Genomic DNA, 19,902 nt, shown 5'->3' on the forward strand with positions numbered 1-19,902 from the left:
CCGTGGATCTGGACGGGTCCCTGAAAGACCCTGTGGACCTTCCGGATCCCCATCCGGCCGGTCCGTGCGGCCCCGGGTCCCCACCCGGCGCCCGGGTCCCCGTGGAGACCCTGGTTGGCTGTCGCTCGTTCGTCCGTGGCGCAGGGGGCGGGCCCGCCGCCTTCCTTACGCTACGACCCGTAGCGTAACTGTCCATCGCCCCCACGGAACAGGGCCTCCCGGTGATCTGTCTCACGGGCCCTGGGACGGAACGGTCATCCCTACCGGCCGGTATGGTCACCGCATCATGAGCCGCACCGACCCGCACACCACCCGGACCGGCCGTCCGCGATCCACCGAGGCCGACGCCGCGATCCTGGAGGCGACCCGCGCCTCCCTCGTCGATCTCGGCTGGTCGAAGCTGACCATGGGCGATGTGGCCACCCGGGCGGGCGTCGCCAAGACGACCCTCTACCGGCGGTGGGCGGGCAAGAACGAGCTGGTGGTGGACGCGGTGGCCGTCCTCTTCGACGAGCTGGAACTCCCCGACCGGGGCAGCCTCGCCGCCGATGTGCGGGGCGTGGTGCTCCAGTTCGCCGCGCTGCTGGAGCGGCCGGAGACCCGTACGGCGCTGATGGCCGTGGTCGCGGAGTCCACCCGGGACGACTCGCTGCGCCGCCGGATCCGGTCGGCCATCGTGGACCGGCAGAAGCGGCTGGTGCTCCTGGGCCGGGAGCGCGCCCAGGCCCGCGGTGAGCTGCGGTACGAGGAGGACGCCTCGGTCGCCGCCCGCAACGCGGACCTGATCTTCGACGTGATCGCCGGAGCCGTGGTGCACCGGACGCTGGTGAGCGCCGAGCCGGTGGACGCCGAGTGGGCGAGCGGCTTCACCACGCTGCTGCTGCTCGGCCTGGCGGGCGCGCAGGAGGCCTGACCACCCCGGAGCCCCCGTGGCCCGCCCGCCGGTCGGCCGCTCGTGCCTCCTGGCCGGGGCCCTCGGGCCCCCCGGCCGGAACGCCCCCGGTCGGCCCGCCCGCGATGCCCTTCCGGCCGGAGGCAGGCAGCGTTGGAGGGTGAGGTGACGGGTGGTCCGGGATCGGAGAGGGGTCGAGGCGTGGGAGACGGCGGAAGGGGCCGGGGCCGGGCGGCGGCCCCCGGCGGTGACGGGCTCGCGCGGCTGCTGGCCCGGCTGGCGGTGCTGGGGCTGGCCGGTGATGTGCTCGTCCTGGCGTTCGCCGTCGGGGAGGGCAGCCTGGTGGTCCTGGGCGGCGGGCTGCTCGGCCTGGTGCTCTGTGTCGTCGGGCTCTGGTGGTTCGTGGCCCACCGGGGGCTCGTACGGTTCCTCGGGGCCCTGCTGGCGGTCGCGGCCCCGGCCGCCGTGCTGGTCCTCCTCACCTTCGAGGGGCTGTGGCTGCTCGCACTGCTGCTGGCGGTGTGCTGGGCCGCGACGCTGGCCTGTGCCCGGGCGGCGCTGCGCAGGTCGCGGCCGGAGCGGCCGATGCGGGCGGTGGCGGCGGTACGGCCCGAGCGGCCGCTGCTGATCATGAACCCGGTCTCCGGGGGCGGGAAGGTGGAGCGGTTCCATCTCGTCGGGCGGGCGGAGGAGCTGGGCGCGCGGGTGATCCTGCTCGACCCCGATGCCCCCGCCGATGTGGCCGCCCTCGCCCGCCGGGGCGTCGCGGAGGGCGCCGACCTCCTCGGGGTGGCGGGCGGCGACGGCACCCAGGCCCTGGTCGCCGCGGTGGCCGCCGAGCACGGGGTGCCGTTCCTGGTCATCCCCGCCGGTACGCGCAACCACTTCGCCATGGACCTGGGCCTGGACCGCGCCGACCCGTCCCGCGCCCTGGAGGCGCTGGCCGACGGCGAGGAGCTGCGCGTGGACCTCGGTGACGTGGCGGGCCGCGCCTTCGTCAACACCGTCTCCTTCGGCGTGTACGCGGATGTCGTCCAGCACCCCGAGTACCGCGACAACAAGACCGGGACGGCCCTGAACCTGCTGCCGGAGCTGCTGGCCGGGGACGAGGGGCGGCGGCTGGACGCGCGCGTGGACGGCGACGCGCTCGACGGCCCACAGGCGCTGCTGGTCAGCAACAACCCGTACGCCTCCCCCGACGTCCTGAGCGGCGCGGGACGCCGTCCCCGGCTGGACGGCGGAGAGCTGGGGGTGCTCGCCGTCAAGGTCGAGGGGGCCGCGCACGCGGCGGACCTCGCCGTGTGGGGGACGCAGTCGCAGGGGCTGTCCGCCCTGACCGGCCGCCGGGTGGAGGTGACCGCCGACGCGGACGAGATCCCGGTGGCCGTGGACGGCGAGGCGCTGCGGATGGAGACGCCGGTGGTGTGCGCCCTGCGCCCGGGGGCGCTGCGGGTCCTGGTGCCGCGCGACCGCCCCGGCACCGTGGCGCCCGCCCCGCCGATGGACTGGCGGCGGCTGCTGCGCCTGGCGTTCGGCCGCCCCGGGTGCACGGAGGCCGACGGATAGCGCGGAGGGGTGCCCGGCCCGCGCGCACGGAGGGGGTGCCCCGACCACCCGGGCCGGGCACCCCCTCCGCGTAACTCGCTACTCAGGACCTCGGCCTCAGAAGCCCGGCGGCTCCGTGTACGTGCCCCACTCCTCGCGCAGCACCCCGCAGATCTCGCCCAGCGTGGCCTCGGCCCGTACAGCGTCCAGCATCGGCGCGATCATGTTCGAGCCGTCGCGGGCGGCGACCAGCATCGCGTCCAGCGCGGCGCTCACCTTGGCGTCGTCGCGGGCGGCCTTGCGGGCGGCGAGCTGGCTCACCTGGTCGCGCTCGACCTCGTGGCTGACGCGGAGGATCTCCAGGTCGCCGGTGACCGAGCCGTGGTGGACGTTGACGCCGACGACCCGCTTGTCGCCCTTCTCCAGGGCCTGCTGGTAGCGGAAGGCGGACTCCGCGATCTCGCCGGTGAACCAGCCGTCCTCGATGCCGCGCAGGATGCCGGAGGTCATCGGTCCGATCGGGTGCTGTCCGTCGGGGTGGGCCCGGGTGCCGCGCTCCCTGATCTGGTCGAAGATCTTCTCGGCCTCGGCCTCGATCCGGTCGGTGAGCTGCTCCACGTACCAGGAACCGCCCAGCGGGTCGGCCACGTTGGCCACCCCGGTCTCCTCCATCAGCACCTGCTGGGTGCGCAGCGCGATCTCGGCGGCCTGCTCGGAGGGGAGGGCGAGGGTCTCGTCCAGGGCGTTGGTGTGGAGCGAGTTGGTGCCGCCGAGCACGGCGGAGAGGGCCTCGACGGCCGTCCGTACGACGTTGTTGTACGGCTGCTGCGCGGTGAGGGAGACCCCGGCGGTCTGGGTGTGGAAGCGGAGCCACTGCGCCTTGTCGGTCTTGGCTCCGTACGTCTCCTTCATCCAGCGGGCCCAGATGCGGCGGGCGGCGCGGAACTTGGCGATCTCCTCGAAGAAGTCCAGGTGGGCGTCGAAGAAGAAGGAGAGCCCGGGGGCGAAGGTGTCGACGTCCAGTCCCCGGGAGAGGCCCAGCTCCACATAGCCGAAGCCGTCGGCCAGGGTGTACGCCAGCTCCTGCGCGGCCGTGGCTCCGGCCTCGCGGATGTGGTAGCCGGAGACGGAGAGCGGCTTGTAGGCGGGGATGGAGGCGGCGCAGTGCTCCATCAGGTCACCGATGAGGCGCAGATGGGGCTCGGGCTGGAAGAGCCACTCCTTCTGGGCGATGTACTCCTTGAAGATGTCGGTCTGGAGCGTGCCGTTGAGCACGCCCGGGTCGACGCCCTGGCGCTCGGCGGCGACCAGGTACATGCAGAAGACCGGGACGGCGGGGCCGCTGATCGTCATCGAGGTGGTGACGTCACCGAGCGGGATGTCCTTGAACAGGATCTCCATGTCGGCGGCGGAGTCGATGGCGACCCCGCAGTGGCCGACCTCGCCCAGCGAGCGCGACTCGTCGGAGTCGCGGCCCATCAGCGTCGGCATGTCGAAGGCGACGCTGAGGCCGCCGCCGCCCGCCGCGAGGATCATCTTGTAGCGCTCGTTGGTCTGCTCGGCGTTGCCGAACCCGGCGAACTGGCGGATGGTCCACGTGCGGCCCCGGTAGCCGGTGGGGTGCAGGCCCCGGGTGAAGGGGTACTCCCCCGGCCAGCCGATCCGCTCGAACCCCTCGTACGTGTCACCGGGGCGGGGCCCGTAGACGGGCTCCACCGGGTCCCCGGAGAGCGTGGTGAAGTCCGCGTCACGCTTGCGGGCCTTGTCGTAACGGGCCTGCCAGCGGAGGCGGCCCTCCTCGATCGCGTCAGCGTCCATGCTTCGAATTTACTAGGACGTCCTAGTAAATGTCGATGGCAAACCGCCCGGCGCTTGCGCGCGGGGCGGTTCGGGGTGCCGTTCCGGTCAGGCCTTCGCGGGCGCCGGGGCGGTCTTGTCGACCAGCGCCTGGGCCTCGCGGCTGACCTTCGGCTCGACGAAGAACGAGGCGAAGGGGATGCAGCCGGCCGCCAGCACCCACAGGAGCTTGCCGAACGGCCATTTCGCCTTGGAGCCGAGGTCGAAGGCGAAGATGACGTAGACGATGAACAGCACGCCGTGGATCTGGGAGATCACCATGGTGTCGCCGGTGTCGAACCCGTACTTCGCGATGATCGCCACCGTGAAGACGAGCAGCCAGATGGCGGTGACGTAAGCCATCACCCGGTAGCGGGTGAGCACGTTCTGTTTCATGGACACGAGCGTAACCGTGCGCCCGGGGCGATCTTCGCGCGGGCCCGCCGTTACGAGGACGCCGCCCTCACCCCTCGTCGAAGTCCTGGGCCGCCACCCGCAGCGGCCGGAGCATGGCGAAGATCTCCGCGCACTCCTCGGCGTCGTACACCCCGAGCCCGAACTCCATCGCCATCAGCTCCTCGGTGGCCGACTCGACGACCTCGCGCCCCTTGTCGGTGATGGAGGCGAGCGTGCCGCGGCCGTCGTTGGGGTTGGGGCGCTTGCTGACCAGGCCGGACCTGACCAGCCGGTCCACGGTGTTGGTGACCGAGGTGGGGTGCACCATCAGCCTCTCCCCGATCTTCGACATCGGCAGCTCGCCCGCCTTGGAGAAGGTGAGCAGCACCAGCGCCTCGTACCGGGCGAAGGTGAGTCCGTACGGCTTGACGACGGCGTCCACCTCGGCGAGCAGGATCTGCTGCGCCCGCATGATCGAGGTGATCGCCCCCATGGAGGGCACGGGCCCCCAGCGCTGCTGCCAGAGTTCCTCGGCACGGGCGATGGGATCGAAAGGAAGGCTGAGCGGCTTCGGCACGGCAATGACCTTACCGACTGGTCATATGCCGGTCAGCCCCGTCTCGCCTTTCGGTATCGGACACCTGTCCGGGGGCCGTCCGGCGGACCTCCGCGACGACGAGGAGCGTGGTGACGGTACCGATGATTCCGGATCCGGCGACCACGTGGTGCACGGGGAAGAACTCGGCCGCGAGCCCCGCCAGCGCCATGCCCGCGCCCTGGATCGTCATCAGCCCGGCGGTGAGCAGCGTCATGGCCCGGCCGCGCAGCTCCGGCGGTACGGCGTCCACGAACCACTGGTCGAGCCCGATGACGTACGAGGCCCCCATCCCGGCCAGCGCGAGTGCGGCGAGGGCCAGCGGCAGCCCCGGCCGGACCGCGTACACCACCAGCGGCAGCAGCCCTACGGCGGCGACCGGCAGCACGATCCTCGATCGCGTACGGGGCCGGAGCCCGGCCCCCACGAACAGCTCGGCCCCCACGTGCCCCACCGCCATCGCGCAGAGCAGCAGCCCGAGGGCGGCGGGCGGGGCCCCGATGGCGTCGGCGTACGGAGCGGCCAGCGCCTCCGGGGCGACCACGAACATCGCGGGCAGCCAGAAGAGCAGGAGCAGCGCCCGGATGCGGCGGTTGCCGAGCACCAGGCGGGCCCCGGAGAGCGACTCCTTCAGCAGGGTGGCGCCGCTCCCGGAGGACGCCGTACGGGCCGGGCGGTCACGGGTGCCGAGGCGGAGCAGGACCGCCGAGCAGAGGAACGTCACCACGGTGACGGTGATCGCCCCGCGCGGGGAGAGAACCGTCAGCAGCACCCCGCCCGCGCCGAAGCCGAGGAGCATCGCGCTCTGCGAGACGATCCGCAGGAGCGAGCGGCCCAGGACGTAGAGGTCGCCCTCGCCCAGGATGTCGGTGAGCGCGGCCATCCGGGTCCCGGTGAAGACCGGCGCGACGGCGGCGACCAGACAGCGCAGGGCGAGGAGTCCGGCGACCGGGGTGGCGGGCAGCAGCATCGCGGCGACGCAGACCGCGCAGACGAGATCGCAGACGACCAGGACCCGGCGGGCCGGGTAGCGGTCGGCCACGCCCGCGAAGAGGGTCCCGCCGATCACGTACGGGAGCAGCCCCAGCGCGAACGTCAGCGCGCTGAGCAGCGGGGAGCCGGTGAGGTCGTAGACGAGGACGGTGAGGGCGAGTTCGCTGACGACGACGCCGAGGAGCGAGAGCAGGTGCGCGGCGAAGACGGCCCGGAACTCGCGGACGGCGAGGACGGCGCGGTAGCCGGTGGGAGGGGTGGAGGAGGACGCCTGGGGCATGACCCGCAGCCTGGGGCCGGGGGCGTGGATCGCCCTAGACTTTCGGCTGGGCACGAATCTTCGACGCGGGGGCCGGCATGCCGTTCCAGCTGCACTTCGACGAGAGCGATCTGCTGCGCTGCCGGTTCGCGCTCTCGCCGCTGGTCGAGACCCAGGAGGCGGTCCGCACCCTGGCCCGCCGCCACCGGCACGGCTACCACCTGCCCTGGCTGCGGCGGATCCGGGAGGCGGCCGCCGCACTCGACCCGGAGCCGCTCTGGCTGCTGATGCCGGACGGCGGCCACAACCCGGACTTCATCTGCCCGCCGCCGATCGGGCCGCTCGCCACCTTCGAGGAGGAGATCGCGGGCGTGCGGGCGGTCGATCCGGAGGTGGCACGGGCGGACATGGAGCTGGCGCTGGCGGGGCGGCCCGGCGCCCGGGAGTCCGTGACGGGCCGTCGGCTGCTGGCGGACCCGGCGCGGGCCGTGCGGGAGATCGCCGACCTGCTGGAGCGGGCCTGGCAGGTGCTCATCGAGCCGTACTGGCCCCGGCTGCGAGCGCTGCTGGAGGCGGACATCGCGTACCACTCGCGCAAGCTCGCGGACAGCGGGCTCGCGGGGCTGCTGGGCGAGGTGAGCACGCAGCTGAGCTGGAACGGTGCGACGCTCACCGTGCAGGGGACCCGCGGCGACCACGAACAGGTGCTGGGCGGGCAGGGGCTGGTGCTGATGCCGAGCGTCTTCGTCTGGCCCGAGGTGGTGGGCGGCCATCGGGAGCCGTGGCAGCCGGGGCTGATCTACCCGGCGCGCGGGATCGGCGGGCTGTGGAGCGAGGCCGGTGAGCGGACGCCGGAGACCCTGGCCCGGCTGCTGGGCCGGGTGCGGGCCGATGTGCTCTGCGCGCTGGACGAACCGGCCGGCACGAGCGCCCTGGCCCACCGGCTCGGCCTCGCCCCCTCCTCCGTGTCGGCGCACCTGTCGGTGCTGCGCGGGGCGGGGCTGCTGACGTCCCGGCGGTACGGGCACCAGGTGCTGTACGAGCGGACGCCGCTGGGGATCGCGCTGGCCGCCGCCACCTGAGCGGTGCCTGGTGACGGATGGTGTGGCGGCGCCACTCCCGGTGACCGGTATGCCACGATTGTTGACGTTTCCGTATGCGTGTTCAGGCGGCCCCGAACGCCTGCCCGCAGTGCGGCGTCCCGTATCCGTGAGCCACCGCCGTCCGAGGGGGCTGGATGTCCGGCCGTAGAACCATGTCCAGAGGCTTCGGCCTGCTCTCCACGCTGGCCGCCGTCACGCTCGCGGCCGCTCTCACCGCCGGGTGCTCCACACCCGGCTCCCCCAGTCCGACGGCCGCCGAGGCCGACCCCGTACGCGGGGAACCGGCGCCGAGCGCGGCCTCGCCGTACTGGGTCGACCCGGACAGCGACGCCGCCCGCCAGGTGCGCGCCTGGGACCGGGAGGGGCGGAAGGACGACGCGAAGGCGCTGCGGCGGATCGCGGACCGGCCGGTGGCGCTCTGGCCCGCCTGGGACGCGCCCGGGCCGGAGATCGTGGCCGCCACCAAGGACGCGGCCCGCACGAAGAAGACCGTCGTGCTCGTCGCGTACAACATTCCGCACCGCGACTGCGGGCTCTACTCGGCAGGCGGCGCCAAGGACGCGGACACCTACCGGTCCTGGATCGGGGAGTTCGCGGACGCCATCGGGGACGCCCCGGCGACCGTGGTCCTGGAGCCCGACGCGCTCCCCCACATCGCGGACGGCTGCACCCCGCCCGAGCACCACGCCGAGCGCTACCAGCTGATCTCGGAGGCCGTGGACACGCTCAAGGCCGGGGCCCGGACCAAGGTCTACCTGGACGCGGGCAACCCGGACTGGATCGTGGAGCCGGAGAAGATCGCGGAGCCGCTGCGCCGGGCCGGGATCGACCGGGCCGACGGCTTCTCGCTCAACGTCTCCAACTTCCAGTCCAACGCGAGCGTGAAGGAGTACGGGGCCCTCCTCTCCGACTCCCTGGGCGGCGCGCACTACGTGATCGACACCAGCCGCAACGGCGGCGGCCCTCTCACCGGCGACCGCGCCGAGGCCTGGTGCAACCCGCCGGGCCGGGCGCTCGGCACACCCCCGACCACCGACACCCGCGACGACCGCCTCGACGCCTATCTGTGGATCAAGCGGCCCGGCGAGTCGGACGGCACCTGCCGGGGCGGCCCGGAGGCGGGCACCTGGTGGCCGGAGTACGCGCTGGGACTGGCCACCCGCGCCAAGTCCTGAGCGGCCCCCGGACCCATGGCACCGTAGTTCAAAGATTGCGCAACCTCTAAAGTGTTGCCATGGGATACGAAGCCAGGGCACATACGACACCCCAGGACCGGCGGCGGACGCAAGAGGCGTCCGCCGCCGCGGAACCCGCGGAGGAGGCCGCCGTACTCGTCGGCGGCCCCGCGGACGGCACCCGGATACGGGTCGCCGGCCGGCCCTCCGTCGTGCAGATCACGTACCCCTGCGAGCTGGACGGACCGGCGGGCGGCGCCCGGGCGGACGCGCTCTACGTCTACCGGCGCGACCCACGCGTGGAGAGCGAGCCCCTGCGCTACGGGGTGGACCCGGCCAGCCCCTGACGGGCCGCCGGGGAGCCCCCGCGGTCAGGACGCCTTGACCCACTTCGCCACCGACGGGATGCCGTCGGTGTCCGTCACGAAGAGCATGTACCAGCCGGGCGGCACCAGCGTGGCGTCGTCCGGCACGGTCACGCTCACCTCGCCCTTCCCCTTCTTCAGCGTCAGCTCGATGGAACGCTGCTCCACGTCCGTGGTGTGCGTGACCGCGCTCGGCCGCATCAGCCGGGCCGTCGCGATCCGGTCCGCGTCACCGGTCTTGAAGGTGACCGTCTTCCCCAGCTCCACCGCCTGGGGACCGGCCCCGATCACCGGCCGCCTGTCCTTGCCCCGGTGCAGGGCGGGCGGGGTGTAGACCTCCATGCGCTGCTCGAACTTGCCGAGCTTGGTGTTGTCCTTGTCGTCGTAGAGCGAGTCGGAGCCGAAGGTGGCGACCCGGCCGTCGGGCAGCAGCAGCGCCTCGGAGTGGTAGTTGCGGCCGATCGTCGGCTCGGCCGCCTCCTTGAAGGTGTTGGTCTTGGGGTCGTAGGACTGCGCCTTGAGGATGTTGCTGGAGCTGCGCCCCCGGTAGTCCTCGGAGCCGCCGCTGGTGAAGACGGTGTCGTCCGGCATGATCACGCTGTTCAGATAGCGCGTGCCCTGCGGCAGATCGGGTCCCGCCCTGAAGGCCGGGTTGGCCTCCTTGAGGTCGATGACGGCCGTGCGGGCCGTGGACTTCTTGGACTCGCCGACCCCGCCGCCGCCCAGCACCATCACCTTCTGGTCCTGCACGGGCGGCAGCAGCAGCGAGGCCGCCGTCTCCAGCTGGTCGGTGTCGGTCAGCCCGGGGACCTTGGTGAAGGTGTTCTTCTCGATGTCCCACATCCCGGGGTCGCGCCCCTTGTCGGCCGGTCCGTAGCCGGCGTTGGCGCCCGGGTAGAAGAGCTTGCCGCCCTTGGTGAGGAAGAGCGCCGGGTAGGTGGGGAAGTACTGGAAGGGGCCCTTGGTCCACTTCTTGGTCTTCGGGTCGTAGATCTCGTTGTCGCCGGGGAGGATCGCGCCCACGTCGTCGAGGCCCGAGACCGAGAGCACCCGGCCGTCCTCCAGGCCGACGAGCGTCGGGTACCAGCGGGCCTCCTGCATCGGGTCGACCTTGATGTACTTCTCGGCCGTCGGGTCGAACTCGTAGGCGGCCTTGATCCCCTGGAAGTCCTGCTTGTCCATGGTGATCTTCTCGGCGAGCCCGTACGAGTTGTCGGCGTCCTTGCCCTTCAGCCCGACGATCTCGTACTGGGCGGCCTTGGTCGCCACCGCCTCCGGGCCGTCCTTCACCGCCTCCACGAAGACCCGCTGCTCGGCCGCCGTCACCTTCGTCTTCCACGGCTTCATCTGGCCGCTCTTGAAGTACGTGACCTCGAACTCGCGCTTCGCCTTGGGCACGGTGACGTCGAACTTGGCCACGTACTCGACCCCGGAGGGCGAGCGGAAGACCGTGCCCTTCTTCAGCTTCAGCGGCTTGTCCGGGTTCTCGTTCTTCACCCGCATCCCGCCGCCGGCCCGCTGCACCTTGTCGTCCAGCACCTCGTAGCGGGCGGTGCCGCCGGCGATCAGCAGCCGCCCGTCCGGGAGCTGGGCGTGGCCGCTGCAGAAGAAGTCCTCCGGCGTGGGGACCTTCTGGAAGGTGTTCTTCGCCGGGTCCCAGAGCACGGTGTCGAAGGTGCCCTCGTCGAAGTGCTTCTGGTCGTTGCCCGACCCCGCGACGATCAGCACCTTGCCGGTGTGCAGGAGCGCCGCGTGGATGGCGTTGGTGCGGTACTCCTTGGGAATGTCGACCTGCTCCCAGGAGCCGTACTCCGCCTTGTACTTCGGCTGGGCGATCTTGTACGCGTGGTACTGGTCCTCCGCGAAGGAGAGCGCCGCCGGCGCGTTCAGCCCCGCGAGCACGACGACCGCGCCGCCGCCCAGGAGCGTCTTCCTCATCTTCTTCGAAGGCCGGTAGGCCATGGGTCAGTTCCCTCCTGCGGTGGTGGTGGCGGTGGTACCGGCCGTCGCGGTGCTGGGTGCCGGGGCGGTGGGAGCGGTGGTGGTCGTCGTGGTGACGAACGTGGCCTCCGGCAGCGGCCGCACGGGGGCGGGAGCGGGCGCAGTTGCGGCCGCGGACGCGGATACAGGCGCGGGGGCCGTGGTGCGGGCGCGCTCGCGGCGGTCCTTCCACTCCGTCCAGGCCCACACCACGACCGGGGAGAGGGCGATGGCGAGCCCGAGCGTGGCCCAGGTGCGCATCGCGACATGGGTGTGGTTCAGATGGACGGAGGCGATGAGCGAGGAGAGCAGGACCGCGGCCCAGAAGAGGTGGATACGGAAGGTGAGCAGCCGGTCCGGGGAGGCCTGGCCGCCCTTGGGGGTGACGACGAACCGCCCGTCGGTGCGCAGCAGCGCCGAGCCGAGGGACTTGAGGTAGATCGGCGCGGAGAGCGCGGACATGGCCATCCCGGCGAGACCGCCGGAGCCCTCGGGTTCGTGCGGGGAGACGTTGTGCCGCCGGTTCCAGAGGTAGAGGCCGATCTGGAGGGCCGCCGCGTCGCTGTAGAGCATCAGCCAGATGGAGGCGGCGACCTGGGTGCCTGAGGCGCCGAACCAGAGGAAGAGCACACAGCTGCCCACGCCGAGCAGCCAGTTGACGGCCGTCATGGGGTAGTAGACGAGCATCAGCGTGTAGCTGAGGAGCCGGCCGGGCGGGACCCGGAAGAGCATCTTCACGTACTGCTTGAACAGCGTCTCGTACGTCCCGCGCGACCAGCGCAGCTGCTGGGTGAAGAAGTCCGTCCAGGAGGCGGGCCCCTCACCGACCGCCAGCACGTCGGGGGTGTAGACGGAACGCCAGTAGCGCCCCGTGGCGGGGTTGCGGCGGCGGTGGATCTCGAAGCCGGTCGCCATGTCCTCGGTGATCGAGTCGTAGAGGCCGCCGACCTGCCGCAGCGCGGCGACGCGGACGACGTTGTTGGTGCCGACGAACATCGGGGCGCCGTAGCGGTTGCCCGCGCGCTGGATCAGGGCGTGGAAGAGGAACTGCTGCGACTCGGCGGCCTTGGTGACGGCCGAGTCGTAGTTCCCGTACACCTGCGGTCCGACGACGAAGGCGACGTCGGGATCGCGGAAGTAGCCCAGCATCCGTTCCAGGAAGTTGGGCATCGGCACGTGGTCGGTGTCGACGGAGGCGAAGAAGTCGTAGTCGTCTCCGTGCAGGGCGATCCAGGCGTTGTAGTTGCCGTGCTTCGTCTTCGCCTTGTGCGCGCCCTTCTTACGGTTCCACTCGGGCACCCCGCGCCGGGTGAAGTGGTGCACCCCCAGCTCCGCGCAGAGCATCCGGGCGGCGGGGTCGTCGCCCTCGTCCAGGAGCCAGATGTCCAGCGGCCCGGGGTGGGTGAGGCGCACCGCGCCCTTCAGGGTGGCGCGCACCATGGAGAGCGGTTCCTTGCCGGGGACGTACGTGGTGAGGAAGGCGACCCGGGTGCCCGGCTCGGGCGTGACGGGTACGGGGTCCCGGGCGACCAGCGTGGCATGGGCGATGGAGACCACGTTGACCAGCATGAAGAGCCCGATCAGCCCGATCGAGACCAGCATCACGGTGTCGGCGACGACGAGCCAGCGCTCCCCGTTCTCCCGGTCGGTCCAGTGCGTGGGCCAGACCAGGTAGAGCATCAGGGTGGCGGTGAGGACCGGGGCCAGCGTCATCAGGAGGACGGCCCTTATTCGGTGCTTCTCCGTCGAGAGCAGGGATCGGTACCGCACCCGGTATCCCTCGGGGTCCGGCTCGGTGAGCGGTCCCGCGAGCCGGCTGTAGGTGTCGTAGTCGTAGCCCTCCGACCGCACCATGCCTCCCACTGTCGAACGGGTTGATATCCCCACAAAAGGGGACAGACAACAGCGTGTCGACCCGGCAGGTCCGAGTGAGCGGTTTTTGATCCGGGACCGGAAAAGCCCCCGGCCGTGTGGCGCCGGGGGCTTATCGGGTGAACGCGGGGCGGTGGGCGGCGGACGGACCGTCAGGGGGCGAGATAGCGCTCCACCGTCTCGACCTTCGAGGTCAGACCGTCGGTGACACCGGGCCGGATGTCGGCCTTCAGTACCAGGGAGACGCGTCCCGCGCGGGCCTCGACTGCGGCCACGGCGCGCTTGACGACGTCCATGACCTCGTCCCACTCCCCCTCGACGGAGGTGAACATGGCGTCGGTCCGGTTGGGCAGGCCCGACTCCCGTACGACCCGCACGGCGTCGGCCACGTACTCCCCGACGTCCTCACCGACGCCGAGCGGGGAGACCGAGAACGCGACGATCATGCGCTGACCGTGCCCTCGCGGCGGGCGCGGGCGGCGATGACGCCGTCGGCCTCGTACTGCTTGAGCAGCTTGTCGCCGTAGAGGCCGCCGAAGGGGATCACGGCGAGGAGGAAGAAGAAGGCGACGCGCTTGAGCGGCCACTTGGCCTTGATCCACACGTCCAGCAGGAACACCACGTAGATCGTGAAGAGAATGCCGTGGATCATGCCGAGGGGCGGCATCAGGAAGTCGATGTCCGAGACCCGCATGAGGAGCGAGCCGAAGATCAGCAGGGCCGGGAAGGAGAGCGCCTCGGGGAGCGAGATGAGGCGCAGCCGGTGCAGGGCGGAAGCGGTCTTGATGTCCACAGGGGCACCTTCGGTGGGAGGGGATCGTGTGGGCGGGAAAGGGCCGCACGGACTTGTGAACGCGAGCACAAGCCGCCCCCATTGTGGCATCGCGCCGGGGGCCACCGGCGCCGGGGGCCGCCCGTCCCCCGCGGGCGCGTACCGCCGCATACCCGGACGCGCGTATCGCCGCATATCAGGGCCGGTCCGGGTACGCATCACCAGGACCGGTCCAGGTGCGCATCAGGGGGGCATCAGGGACGTAACGGTTCCGTAGGACCTGGTCCGGGCGGCGGGCGGGCGGCTACCTTCGTCGCGTGGCGATGTTCCGACTCCAAGGCAGCAAGACGCTCGCCGTCGATCTGACGGGCGATGCCGTCAAGGCGAAGAACGGCTCGATGGTCGCGTACGACGGCCGGATGACCTTCAAGAAGATGACCGGCGGCGGTGAGGGGCTCCGCGGGATGGTGACCCGCCGGCTGACCGGCGAGCAGATGGCCGTGATGGAGGTGTCCGGGCAGGGCACCTGCTACTTCGCCGACCGGGCGAGCGAGATCAACCTGGTCGCGCTGCACGGCGACAAGCTGTACGTGGAGGCGAGCAACCTGCTGGCCACCGATTCCGGGCTGCGCACGGGGACGACGTTCACCGGCCTGCGCGGCGGGGCGAGCGGCAACGGCCTCTTCACCACCACGGTGGAGGGCACCGGCCAGGCGGCGATCATGTCGGAGGGCGAGGCGGTGCTGCTGCGGGTGACCCCGCAGTATCCGCTGATGGTCGACCCCGGCGCGTACATCGCCCACCAGGGCAATCTGCGCCAGCAGCTCCAGAGCGGGGTGAACTTCCGGACGCTGATGGGCGAGGGCTCGGGCGAGGCGTTCCAGATGCGGTTCGAGGGCGACGGGCTGGTCTACGTACAGCCGAGCGAGCGCAACACCATCGGGGGCGATGTCTGATGCCGTTCCGGGAGATCAACTCCAAGATGGTCGAGGCCCTGGTGTCTCCGGGCCAGCGGCTGTTCAGCCAGCGCGGCGCGATGCTGGCCTACCGGGGCGAGGTGTCCTTCACCCCGAACATCCAGGGCGGTCAGGGCGGCTTCGCCTCGATGATCGGCCGCCGGGTGGCGGGCGAGGCGACCCCGCTGATGACGGTGGAGGGGTCGGGCACGGTGCTGTTCGGCCACGGCGGCCACCACATCCAGGTGATCAACCTGGCGGGCGACACCCTGTACGTGGAGGCCGACCGGCTCCTCGCCTTCGACGGCTCCCTCCAGCAGGGCACGATGTTCATGGGCTCGCAGGGCGGGGTGATGGGCATGGTCCGGGGCCAGGTGACCGGCCAGGGCCTGTTCACGACGACGCTGACGGGCCATGGCGCGGTCGCGGTGATGGCGCACGGCGGGGTGATCGAGCTGCCGATCACGCCGGGCCGGGACATCCATGTCGACCCGCAGGCGTACGTCGCCCACCACGGGGACGTCCGCAACAAGCTCTCCACCGCGCTCGGCTGGCGGGACATGGTGGGGCGCGGCTCCGGCGAGGCGTTCCAGCTGGAGCTGAGCGGGACCGGCGCGGTGTACGTCCAGGCCTCGGAGGAGAAGCTGTGAGCGCGCCCGTGACCGTCGGGGAGAAGCCGATCGAGGAGAAGTCGTGAGCACCCCTGTGATCTTCGATCCGATGACGCTGCCGTCGGACGACAACGTCAACTCCTACACCTTCTGCGTGGAGCTGAAGGGGAGCCGGTGGTTCCTGCAGAAGGGGAAGATGATCGCCTACTACGGGCAGATCGACTTCGACGGCATCGGGCACGGCCGGTTCGAGCGGCTGGTGCGCTCCAGCTTCCATTCGCCGCTGCACGCGAGCGACTGGGTGGTGGCCGAGGGCAGCGGGAAGATGCTGCTGGCGGACCGGGCCTTCGACGTCAACTCCTTCGACCTGGACGAGGGGAACCTGACGATCCGGTCGGGGAACCTGCTGGCGTTCGACCCGGCGCTCTCGCTGAAGCAGTCGATCGTGCCCGGGTTCGTGACGCTGATCGGTACGGGGAAGTTCGTGGCCGCGTCGAACGGGCCGGTGGTCTTCATGGAGCCGCCGCTGCGGGTCGACCCGCAGGCGCTGGTGGGGTGGGCCGACTGCCCCTCGCCGTGCCACCACTACGACCACGGTTACATGACGGGCGTGATGGGCGGAATCCGGTCACTGACGGGCATCGGCGGCACCTCGGGCGAAGAGCATCAGTTCGAGTTCGTGGGGGCGGGCACGGTGCTGATGCAGTCCAGCGAGGCGCTGATGGCGGAGCAGGCGACGGGTGCGGTGCCGAGCGAACCGGGCGTTCCGGGCGGCGGTTCCGCACCGCGCATGCCCGGCCAGCTGGGGGACCTCCAACGTCGCTTCGGCTTGTGAGCGGTAGGCTGCGGAGTGTGACGTCGAACGTCTGCGCCCAGCCGTCGGTCCTTGCCAACATGCCTGCCGCCTCTCCGGCCCCGCCTGCCGGCGCTCCGGTCCCCCCGGGGTGCCCGCCGTCACACCCGTTAATTTCGTCCGGCTTTCAACTTCTTAGGTAGAATCCATATATGGAGACCGAGACGGCCACCCGCTGGCTGAGCGACACGGAGCAGTGCGCCTGGCGCACCCACCTGGACGTCAGCAGGCTGCTGATGCACCAGTTGGAGAAGGACCTCCAGCCGTTCGGCCTGACCATGAACGACTACGAGATCCTGGTCAACCTCTCCGAGTCCGAGGACCAGCGGATGCGGATGAGCGACCTCGCCGCCGCGACCCTGCAGTCCAAGAGCCGGCTCTCGCACCAGATCACCCGCATGGAGACGGCGGGCCTGGTCCGCCGCACCCACTGCGAGTCGGACCGGCGGGGCCTGTACGCGGTCCTCACCGAGCACGGCGCCGAGACCATGCGCAAGGTCGCCCCGCACCACGTCGAGTCGGTGCGCAACCACTTCATGGACCTGCTCTCCCCGGAGGCCCTGGCGCAGCTGCACGCGGCGCTGACCCCGATCGCGGAGCACCTGAGGGGGCGGCGGGGGAAGCCGTAGGGGCGGGGGCCTCAGGCGGTTCCGCACGGGACGGGGGCGGGCGGCTGCGCACGGCTCCGGTCACGCGGCGCGGCCCTTTGCCCGACGGCGGCCGGGCGGCTGCGCACGGCTCCGGCGGACCCGGCGCGGGCCCCGTGTGAGGATTCCGCTCACTCCGCGCGGGGCAGCCACAGGCGGAACGCGGCGCCGCCCTCCGGGGCGCGGTGGACCGTGAGGGTCCCGCCGTGGCGGGCGGCCACGTCGCGGGCGATGGCGAGGCCGAGACCGGCGCCGCCGTCGTCGCGGCTGCGGGCGTCGTCCAGCCGGACGAACCGCTCGAAGATCCGCTCCCGCTCGTCCTCCGGAACGCCCGCCCCGTCGTCGCGGACCTCCACACGCACGCCGCTCCCGTCGGCCGCCACCGACACCGCGACGAGCCCCTCGGCATGGCGCTGGGCGTTGTCCAGCAGATTGCCGACCACCCGGGCCACCTGCCCGCGCGACCCGCTCACCTCGTGCGCCGCATCCTCCGCGACCTCCACCGTCACCGGGATCCGGTCCCCCGCCCGCTGGGACACCTCCTCGCGGACGAGCGCCCCCACCTCCAGCCGGGCGGCCCCGGGCTTCTCCCCCGCGTCCAGCCGGGCGAGCAGCAGCAGGTCGGCTGCCAGGGCCTGGAGGCGTACGGTGTCGGCGACCGCGCCCGGGAGGTCCAGCAGCTCCGGGTGGGCCTCGGCCACCTCCAGCTGGGTGCGGAGCGAGGCGATCGGGGAGCGCAGCTCGTGGGAGGCGTCCGCGACGAACCGGCGCTGCCGCTCCACGGACGCCTCCAGGACGGTGAGCGTCTCGTTGGTGGTGCGGGCCAGGGCGGCGATCTCGTCGCGCGAGCCGGGCTCCGGGACGCGGCGGGCCAGGTCCTCGGACGCGGTGATCGCTGCCATCTCGCGGCGGATGCCCTCGACGGGCCGCAGCGCGCGCCGGGTCACCAGCCAGGTCACCCCGGCGACGACGGCCAGCAGGACCGGCAGCCCGGTGAGCATGGCCCCCCGTACGGTGTCGACGGCCTCCTGCTCGGGGGCGAGCGGGGCGCCCGCATGGACGGTCAGGGTGATGCCGGCGGAGGTGGTGGCCTCGACGGCGGCGAACCGGTAGTCGGCGTGCTTGCCGTCGACGGTGGCGGTGCCGTCGGAGAGGTCCGGGTCGTCGGAGGAGACCTCGCCGCGCGCGGGCCGCCCGCCGTCGTCGTCATCATCGTCATCGTCGTCATCGGGCGCGGCGGTGGCGCCCACCGATGCGGAGGGTACGGGGCTGACGCCCGGCGAACGGGTCCCCGAGACGGCCTGGAGCCCCTTGGAGACGAACACCACCCGCCCCTCCTCGTCGGTCACCTGGACCGGGTGGTCCTCCGCGTCGTCCAGGTCGAGATCCTCGTACCGGGTGTCCAGGGCGAGCTGCCCGGCCACCTCGCGGGCGGCCACCTCCGCCTGGAGGTCCGCCTGCCCGATCAGGTTGTCCCGCAGGACGAGGAGGACGGCCAGCCCGGCGGCGACCAGGGCGACGGCGACGACCAGGGTGGCGCCGATGGCGGCCCTGGCCCGTACGGACCTCATCCCGCCTCCAGGCGGTAGCCGGCGCCACGCACCGTACGGATGGAAGCAGCGCCCAACTTGCGGCGGAGGGTGGAGATGTAGACCTCCACGATGTTCGGGTCGCCGTCGTAGGCGAAGTCCCAGACGTGCTCCAGGATCTCCGCCTTGCTGACCACCTGCCCGGCGCGCAGGGCGAGTTGCTCCAGGACCGCGAACTCCTTGGCGGTGAGGGCGTATTCGTCCCCGCCCCGGTGGACGCGGCGGGCGGCGGTGTCGATACGGAGGGACCCGACGGTCAGCACGGGCGCGGCGGTCCCGGCGCCCCTCCGCCGCAGCAGGGCCCGCACCCGGGCCACCAGCACGACATAGCTGAAGGGCTTGGTCAGATAGTCGTCCGCGCCCGTGTCGAGCCCCTCGGCCTCGTCGTACTCGCCGTCCTTTGCGGTCAGCATGAGGATCGGCACCTCGTGCCCGGCGGCGCGCAGGGCCCCGCAGACCCGGTAGCCGTTCATGCCGGGCAGCATGATGTCGAGGATGACCAGGTCGTAGCCGCCCTCGCTCGCGCGGTGCAGCCCTTCGAGCCCGTCGTGCACGACGTCCACGGCGAAGCCCTCGGCGGTGAGTCCCCGGGCGAGGGACACCGCGAGACGCTTCTCGTCCTCCACGATCAACAGGCGCATGCGCACAGCCTCGCAAACTCCACCTGAAGACGCCTTCAGGTGGCTTCAGGCTGCGTTCAGCAAGCGGTCGGCAGTGTGGATCCCGTCGAACAGCACGCAGCTCTCGGGGAGGAACCTCATGAAGCGCAACGCCACCATCGCAGCGATCACCGCGGCGGTCCTGATCGGCGGCACGGCCGCCGCCACCGTGGCCTTCGCGGACGACGACGGCGACCGCCGCCCGGCCACGACGACCCAGCAGCCGACGACGACCGGCAAGGACACGGACGACCGGAACGACGACCGCTCCCCCGCCACCGGGACCACCACCATCACGCTGGACCAGGCGGTGGCGGCGGCCCTGAAGAGCGTCCCGGGCACGGTCCCCGAGGCCGAGCTGGACGACGACGATGACGACCACGACGGCCGTACGGTCTGGGAGCTGGACGTCCACGGCTCCGACAAGAAGTGGCACGACATCACGGTGGACGCCACCACCGGCAAGGTCCTGAAGACCCGCGAGGACGACGACAACGACGACCGCGACCGCCACGCCCCCCGCTCCGCCCCCGTCACCCTGAACGCGGCGGCCGACGCGGCCCTGAAGACCGCCCCGGGCCGCATCACCTCGATCGACCTGGACGACGATGACGATGACGACGACGGCCGCCGGGGCAACGTCCTGCGCTGGGACGTCGACATCACCGGCAAGGACGGCAAGAACCACGAACTGAAGGTCGACGCCAAGACCGGCAAGGTCACGGTGGACCGGGACGACGACGGCGACGACGACCGGGACGACCACGACGACGCGGACGACCGGAACGACGACTGACGCACCGC

General features: G+C 71.8%; 20 protein-coding genes. 10 read left to right on the forward strand and 10 right to left on the reverse strand.

The genetic code is table 11. From position 1 onward, the window contains the following. The first annotated feature begins 286 nt into the window (after window positions 1–286). The gene (locus tag DJ476_RS09085) at window positions 287–913 is read left to right on the forward strand and encodes a TetR/AcrR family transcriptional regulator (protein WP_070202265.1); all 627 of its coding nucleotides are present in this window, start codon (window positions 287–289) and stop codon (window positions 911–913) included. 180 nt (window positions 914–1,093) lie between these two features. Next, the gene (locus DJ476_RS09090; protein WP_103417370.1) at window positions 1,094–2,458 is read left to right on the forward strand and encodes a diacylglycerol/lipid kinase family protein; all 1,365 of its coding nucleotides are present in this window, start codon (window positions 1,094–1,096) and stop codon (window positions 2,456–2,458) included. 96 nt (window positions 2,459–2,554) lie between these two features. Here DJ476_RS09090 and DJ476_RS09095 read toward each other — a convergent pair whose 3' ends face one another. From DJ476_RS09095 to DJ476_RS09110, 4 genes are all read right to left on the reverse strand, one after another. Then, window positions 2,555–4,255, reverse strand: a complete 1,701-nt coding sequence (locus DJ476_RS09095) for an acyl-CoA mutase large subunit family protein (RefSeq protein ID WP_053559354.1) — start codon at window positions 4,253–4,255, stop codon at window positions 2,555–2,557. A gap of 87 nt (window positions 4,256–4,342) precedes the next feature. Beyond that, entirely contained in the window at window positions 4,343–4,669 is a 327-nt protein-coding gene (locus DJ476_RS09100; protein WP_019762263.1) for a DUF3817 domain-containing protein, read from the reverse strand. A 67-nt stretch (window positions 4,670–4,736) separates the two neighbouring features. Beyond that, window positions 4,737–5,246 carry a MarR family winged helix-turn-helix transcriptional regulator gene (locus DJ476_RS09105; protein ID WP_103417371.1) on the reverse strand — a complete coding sequence of 170 codons (510 nt, stop codon included), beginning with the start codon at window positions 5,244–5,246 and terminating at the stop codon, window positions 4,737–4,739. Between the two features lie 10 nt (window positions 5,247–5,256). After that, window positions 5,257–6,537: an MFS transporter gene (locus DJ476_RS09110; RefSeq protein ID WP_112490267.1), complete on the reverse strand. Its 1,281-nt coding sequence runs from the start codon at window positions 6,535–6,537 to the stop codon at window positions 5,257–5,259. Window positions 6,538–6,614: 77 nt separating this feature from the next. Between DJ476_RS09110 and DJ476_RS09115 the strand changes: the two genes are divergently transcribed. From DJ476_RS09115 to DJ476_RS09125, 3 genes are all read left to right on the forward strand, one after another. After that, window positions 6,615–7,598, forward strand: coding sequence for an ArsR/SmtB family transcription factor (locus tag DJ476_RS09115; RefSeq protein ID WP_112490268.1), 984 nt, complete (start codon window positions 6,615–6,617; stop codon window positions 7,596–7,598). Window positions 7,599–7,753: 155 nt separating this feature from the next. Beyond that, the gene (locus DJ476_RS09120; protein ID WP_112490269.1) at window positions 7,754–8,794 is read left to right on the forward strand and encodes a glycoside hydrolase family 6 protein; all 1,041 of its coding nucleotides are present in this window, start codon (window positions 7,754–7,756) and stop codon (window positions 8,792–8,794) included. 59 nt (window positions 8,795–8,853) lie between these two features. Next, entirely contained in the window at window positions 8,854–9,141 is a 288-nt protein-coding gene (locus DJ476_RS09125; protein WP_103417375.1) for a hypothetical protein, read from the forward strand. A gap of 24 nt (window positions 9,142–9,165) precedes the next feature. Here DJ476_RS09125 and glxA read toward each other — a convergent pair whose 3' ends face one another. The 4 genes from glxA to DJ476_RS09145 form a co-directional block, all read right to left on the reverse strand. Continuing rightward, complete coding sequence (gene glxA, locus DJ476_RS09130; RefSeq protein WP_112490270.1) at window positions 9,166–11,121, reverse strand: radical copper oxidase GlxA; 1,956 nt, start codon at window positions 11,119–11,121, stop codon at window positions 9,166–9,168. 3 nt (window positions 11,122–11,124) lie between these two features. Then, on the reverse strand, window positions 11,125–12,990 hold the full coding sequence (locus DJ476_RS09135; RefSeq protein WP_208853574.1) for a glycosyltransferase family 2 protein: 1,866 nt from the start codon (window positions 12,988–12,990) through the stop codon (window positions 11,125–11,127). Between the two features lie 173 nt (window positions 12,991–13,163). Then, complete coding sequence (locus DJ476_RS09140) at window positions 13,164–13,457, reverse strand: MTH1187 family thiamine-binding protein (RefSeq protein ID WP_018492224.1); 294 nt, start codon at window positions 13,455–13,457, stop codon at window positions 13,164–13,166. Beyond that, complete coding sequence (locus DJ476_RS09145) at window positions 13,454–13,804, reverse strand: DUF3817 domain-containing protein (protein ID WP_070202271.1); 351 nt, start codon at window positions 13,802–13,804, stop codon at window positions 13,454–13,456. Before DJ476_RS09145 ends, DJ476_RS09140 begins: the two co-directional genes overlap by 4 nt. Window positions 13,805–14,106: 302 nt before the next feature. Here DJ476_RS09145 and DJ476_RS09150 point away from each other — a divergent pair, with 302 nt between their 5' ends. The 4 genes from DJ476_RS09150 (at window position 14,107) to DJ476_RS09165 (ending at window position 16,832) form a co-directional block, all read left to right on the forward strand. Further along, complete coding sequence (locus DJ476_RS09150) at window positions 14,107–14,739, forward strand: AIM24 family protein (protein WP_103417378.1); 633 nt, start codon at window positions 14,107–14,109, stop codon at window positions 14,737–14,739. Continuing rightward, window positions 14,739–15,389 (forward strand): AIM24 family protein, encoded by a 651-nt coding sequence (locus tag DJ476_RS09155; protein WP_103417379.1) that lies wholly within the window; start codon window positions 14,739–14,741, stop codon window positions 15,387–15,389. Before DJ476_RS09150 ends, DJ476_RS09155 begins: the two co-directional genes overlap by 1 nt. A gap of 43 nt (window positions 15,390–15,432) precedes the next feature. Beyond that, a complete protein-coding gene (locus DJ476_RS09160) occupies window positions 15,433–16,185 on the forward strand; it encodes an AIM24 family protein (protein WP_053559361.1) in 753 nt (250 codons plus the stop codon). Between the two features lie 170 nt (window positions 16,186–16,355). Next, on the forward strand, window positions 16,356–16,832 hold the full coding sequence (locus DJ476_RS09165) for a MarR family winged helix-turn-helix transcriptional regulator (protein WP_053559362.1): 477 nt from the start codon (window positions 16,356–16,358) through the stop codon (window positions 16,830–16,832). A gap of 149 nt (window positions 16,833–16,981) precedes the next feature. Here the strand turns inward: DJ476_RS09165 and DJ476_RS09170 are convergent, their stop codons facing one another. Together DJ476_RS09170 and DJ476_RS09175 are read right to left on the reverse strand one after the other, a co-directional pair. Continuing rightward, window positions 16,982–18,421: a sensor histidine kinase gene (locus DJ476_RS09170; RefSeq protein WP_103417380.1), complete on the reverse strand. Its 1,440-nt coding sequence runs from the start codon at window positions 18,419–18,421 to the stop codon at window positions 16,982–16,984. Further along, a complete protein-coding gene (locus DJ476_RS09175) occupies window positions 18,418–19,080 on the reverse strand; it encodes a response regulator transcription factor (protein ID WP_103417381.1) in 663 nt (220 codons plus the stop codon). The genes DJ476_RS09170 and DJ476_RS09175 overlap by 4 nt, the downstream gene beginning before the upstream one ends. A 118-nt stretch (window positions 19,081–19,198) precedes the next feature. On the opposite strand from DJ476_RS09175, the gene DJ476_RS09180 reads away from it, so the two are divergent. Next, window positions 19,199–19,894, forward strand: a complete 696-nt coding sequence (locus DJ476_RS09180) for a PepSY domain-containing protein (RefSeq protein ID WP_112492474.1) — start codon at window positions 19,199–19,201, stop codon at window positions 19,892–19,894. The last annotated feature ends 8 nt before the right edge of the window (window positions 19,895–19,902 follow it).

This window comes from Streptomyces bacillaris, from assembly GCF_003268675.1.
Classification (GTDB): Bacteria; Actinomycetota; Actinomycetes; order Streptomycetales; family Streptomycetaceae; genus Streptomyces; species Streptomyces bacillaris.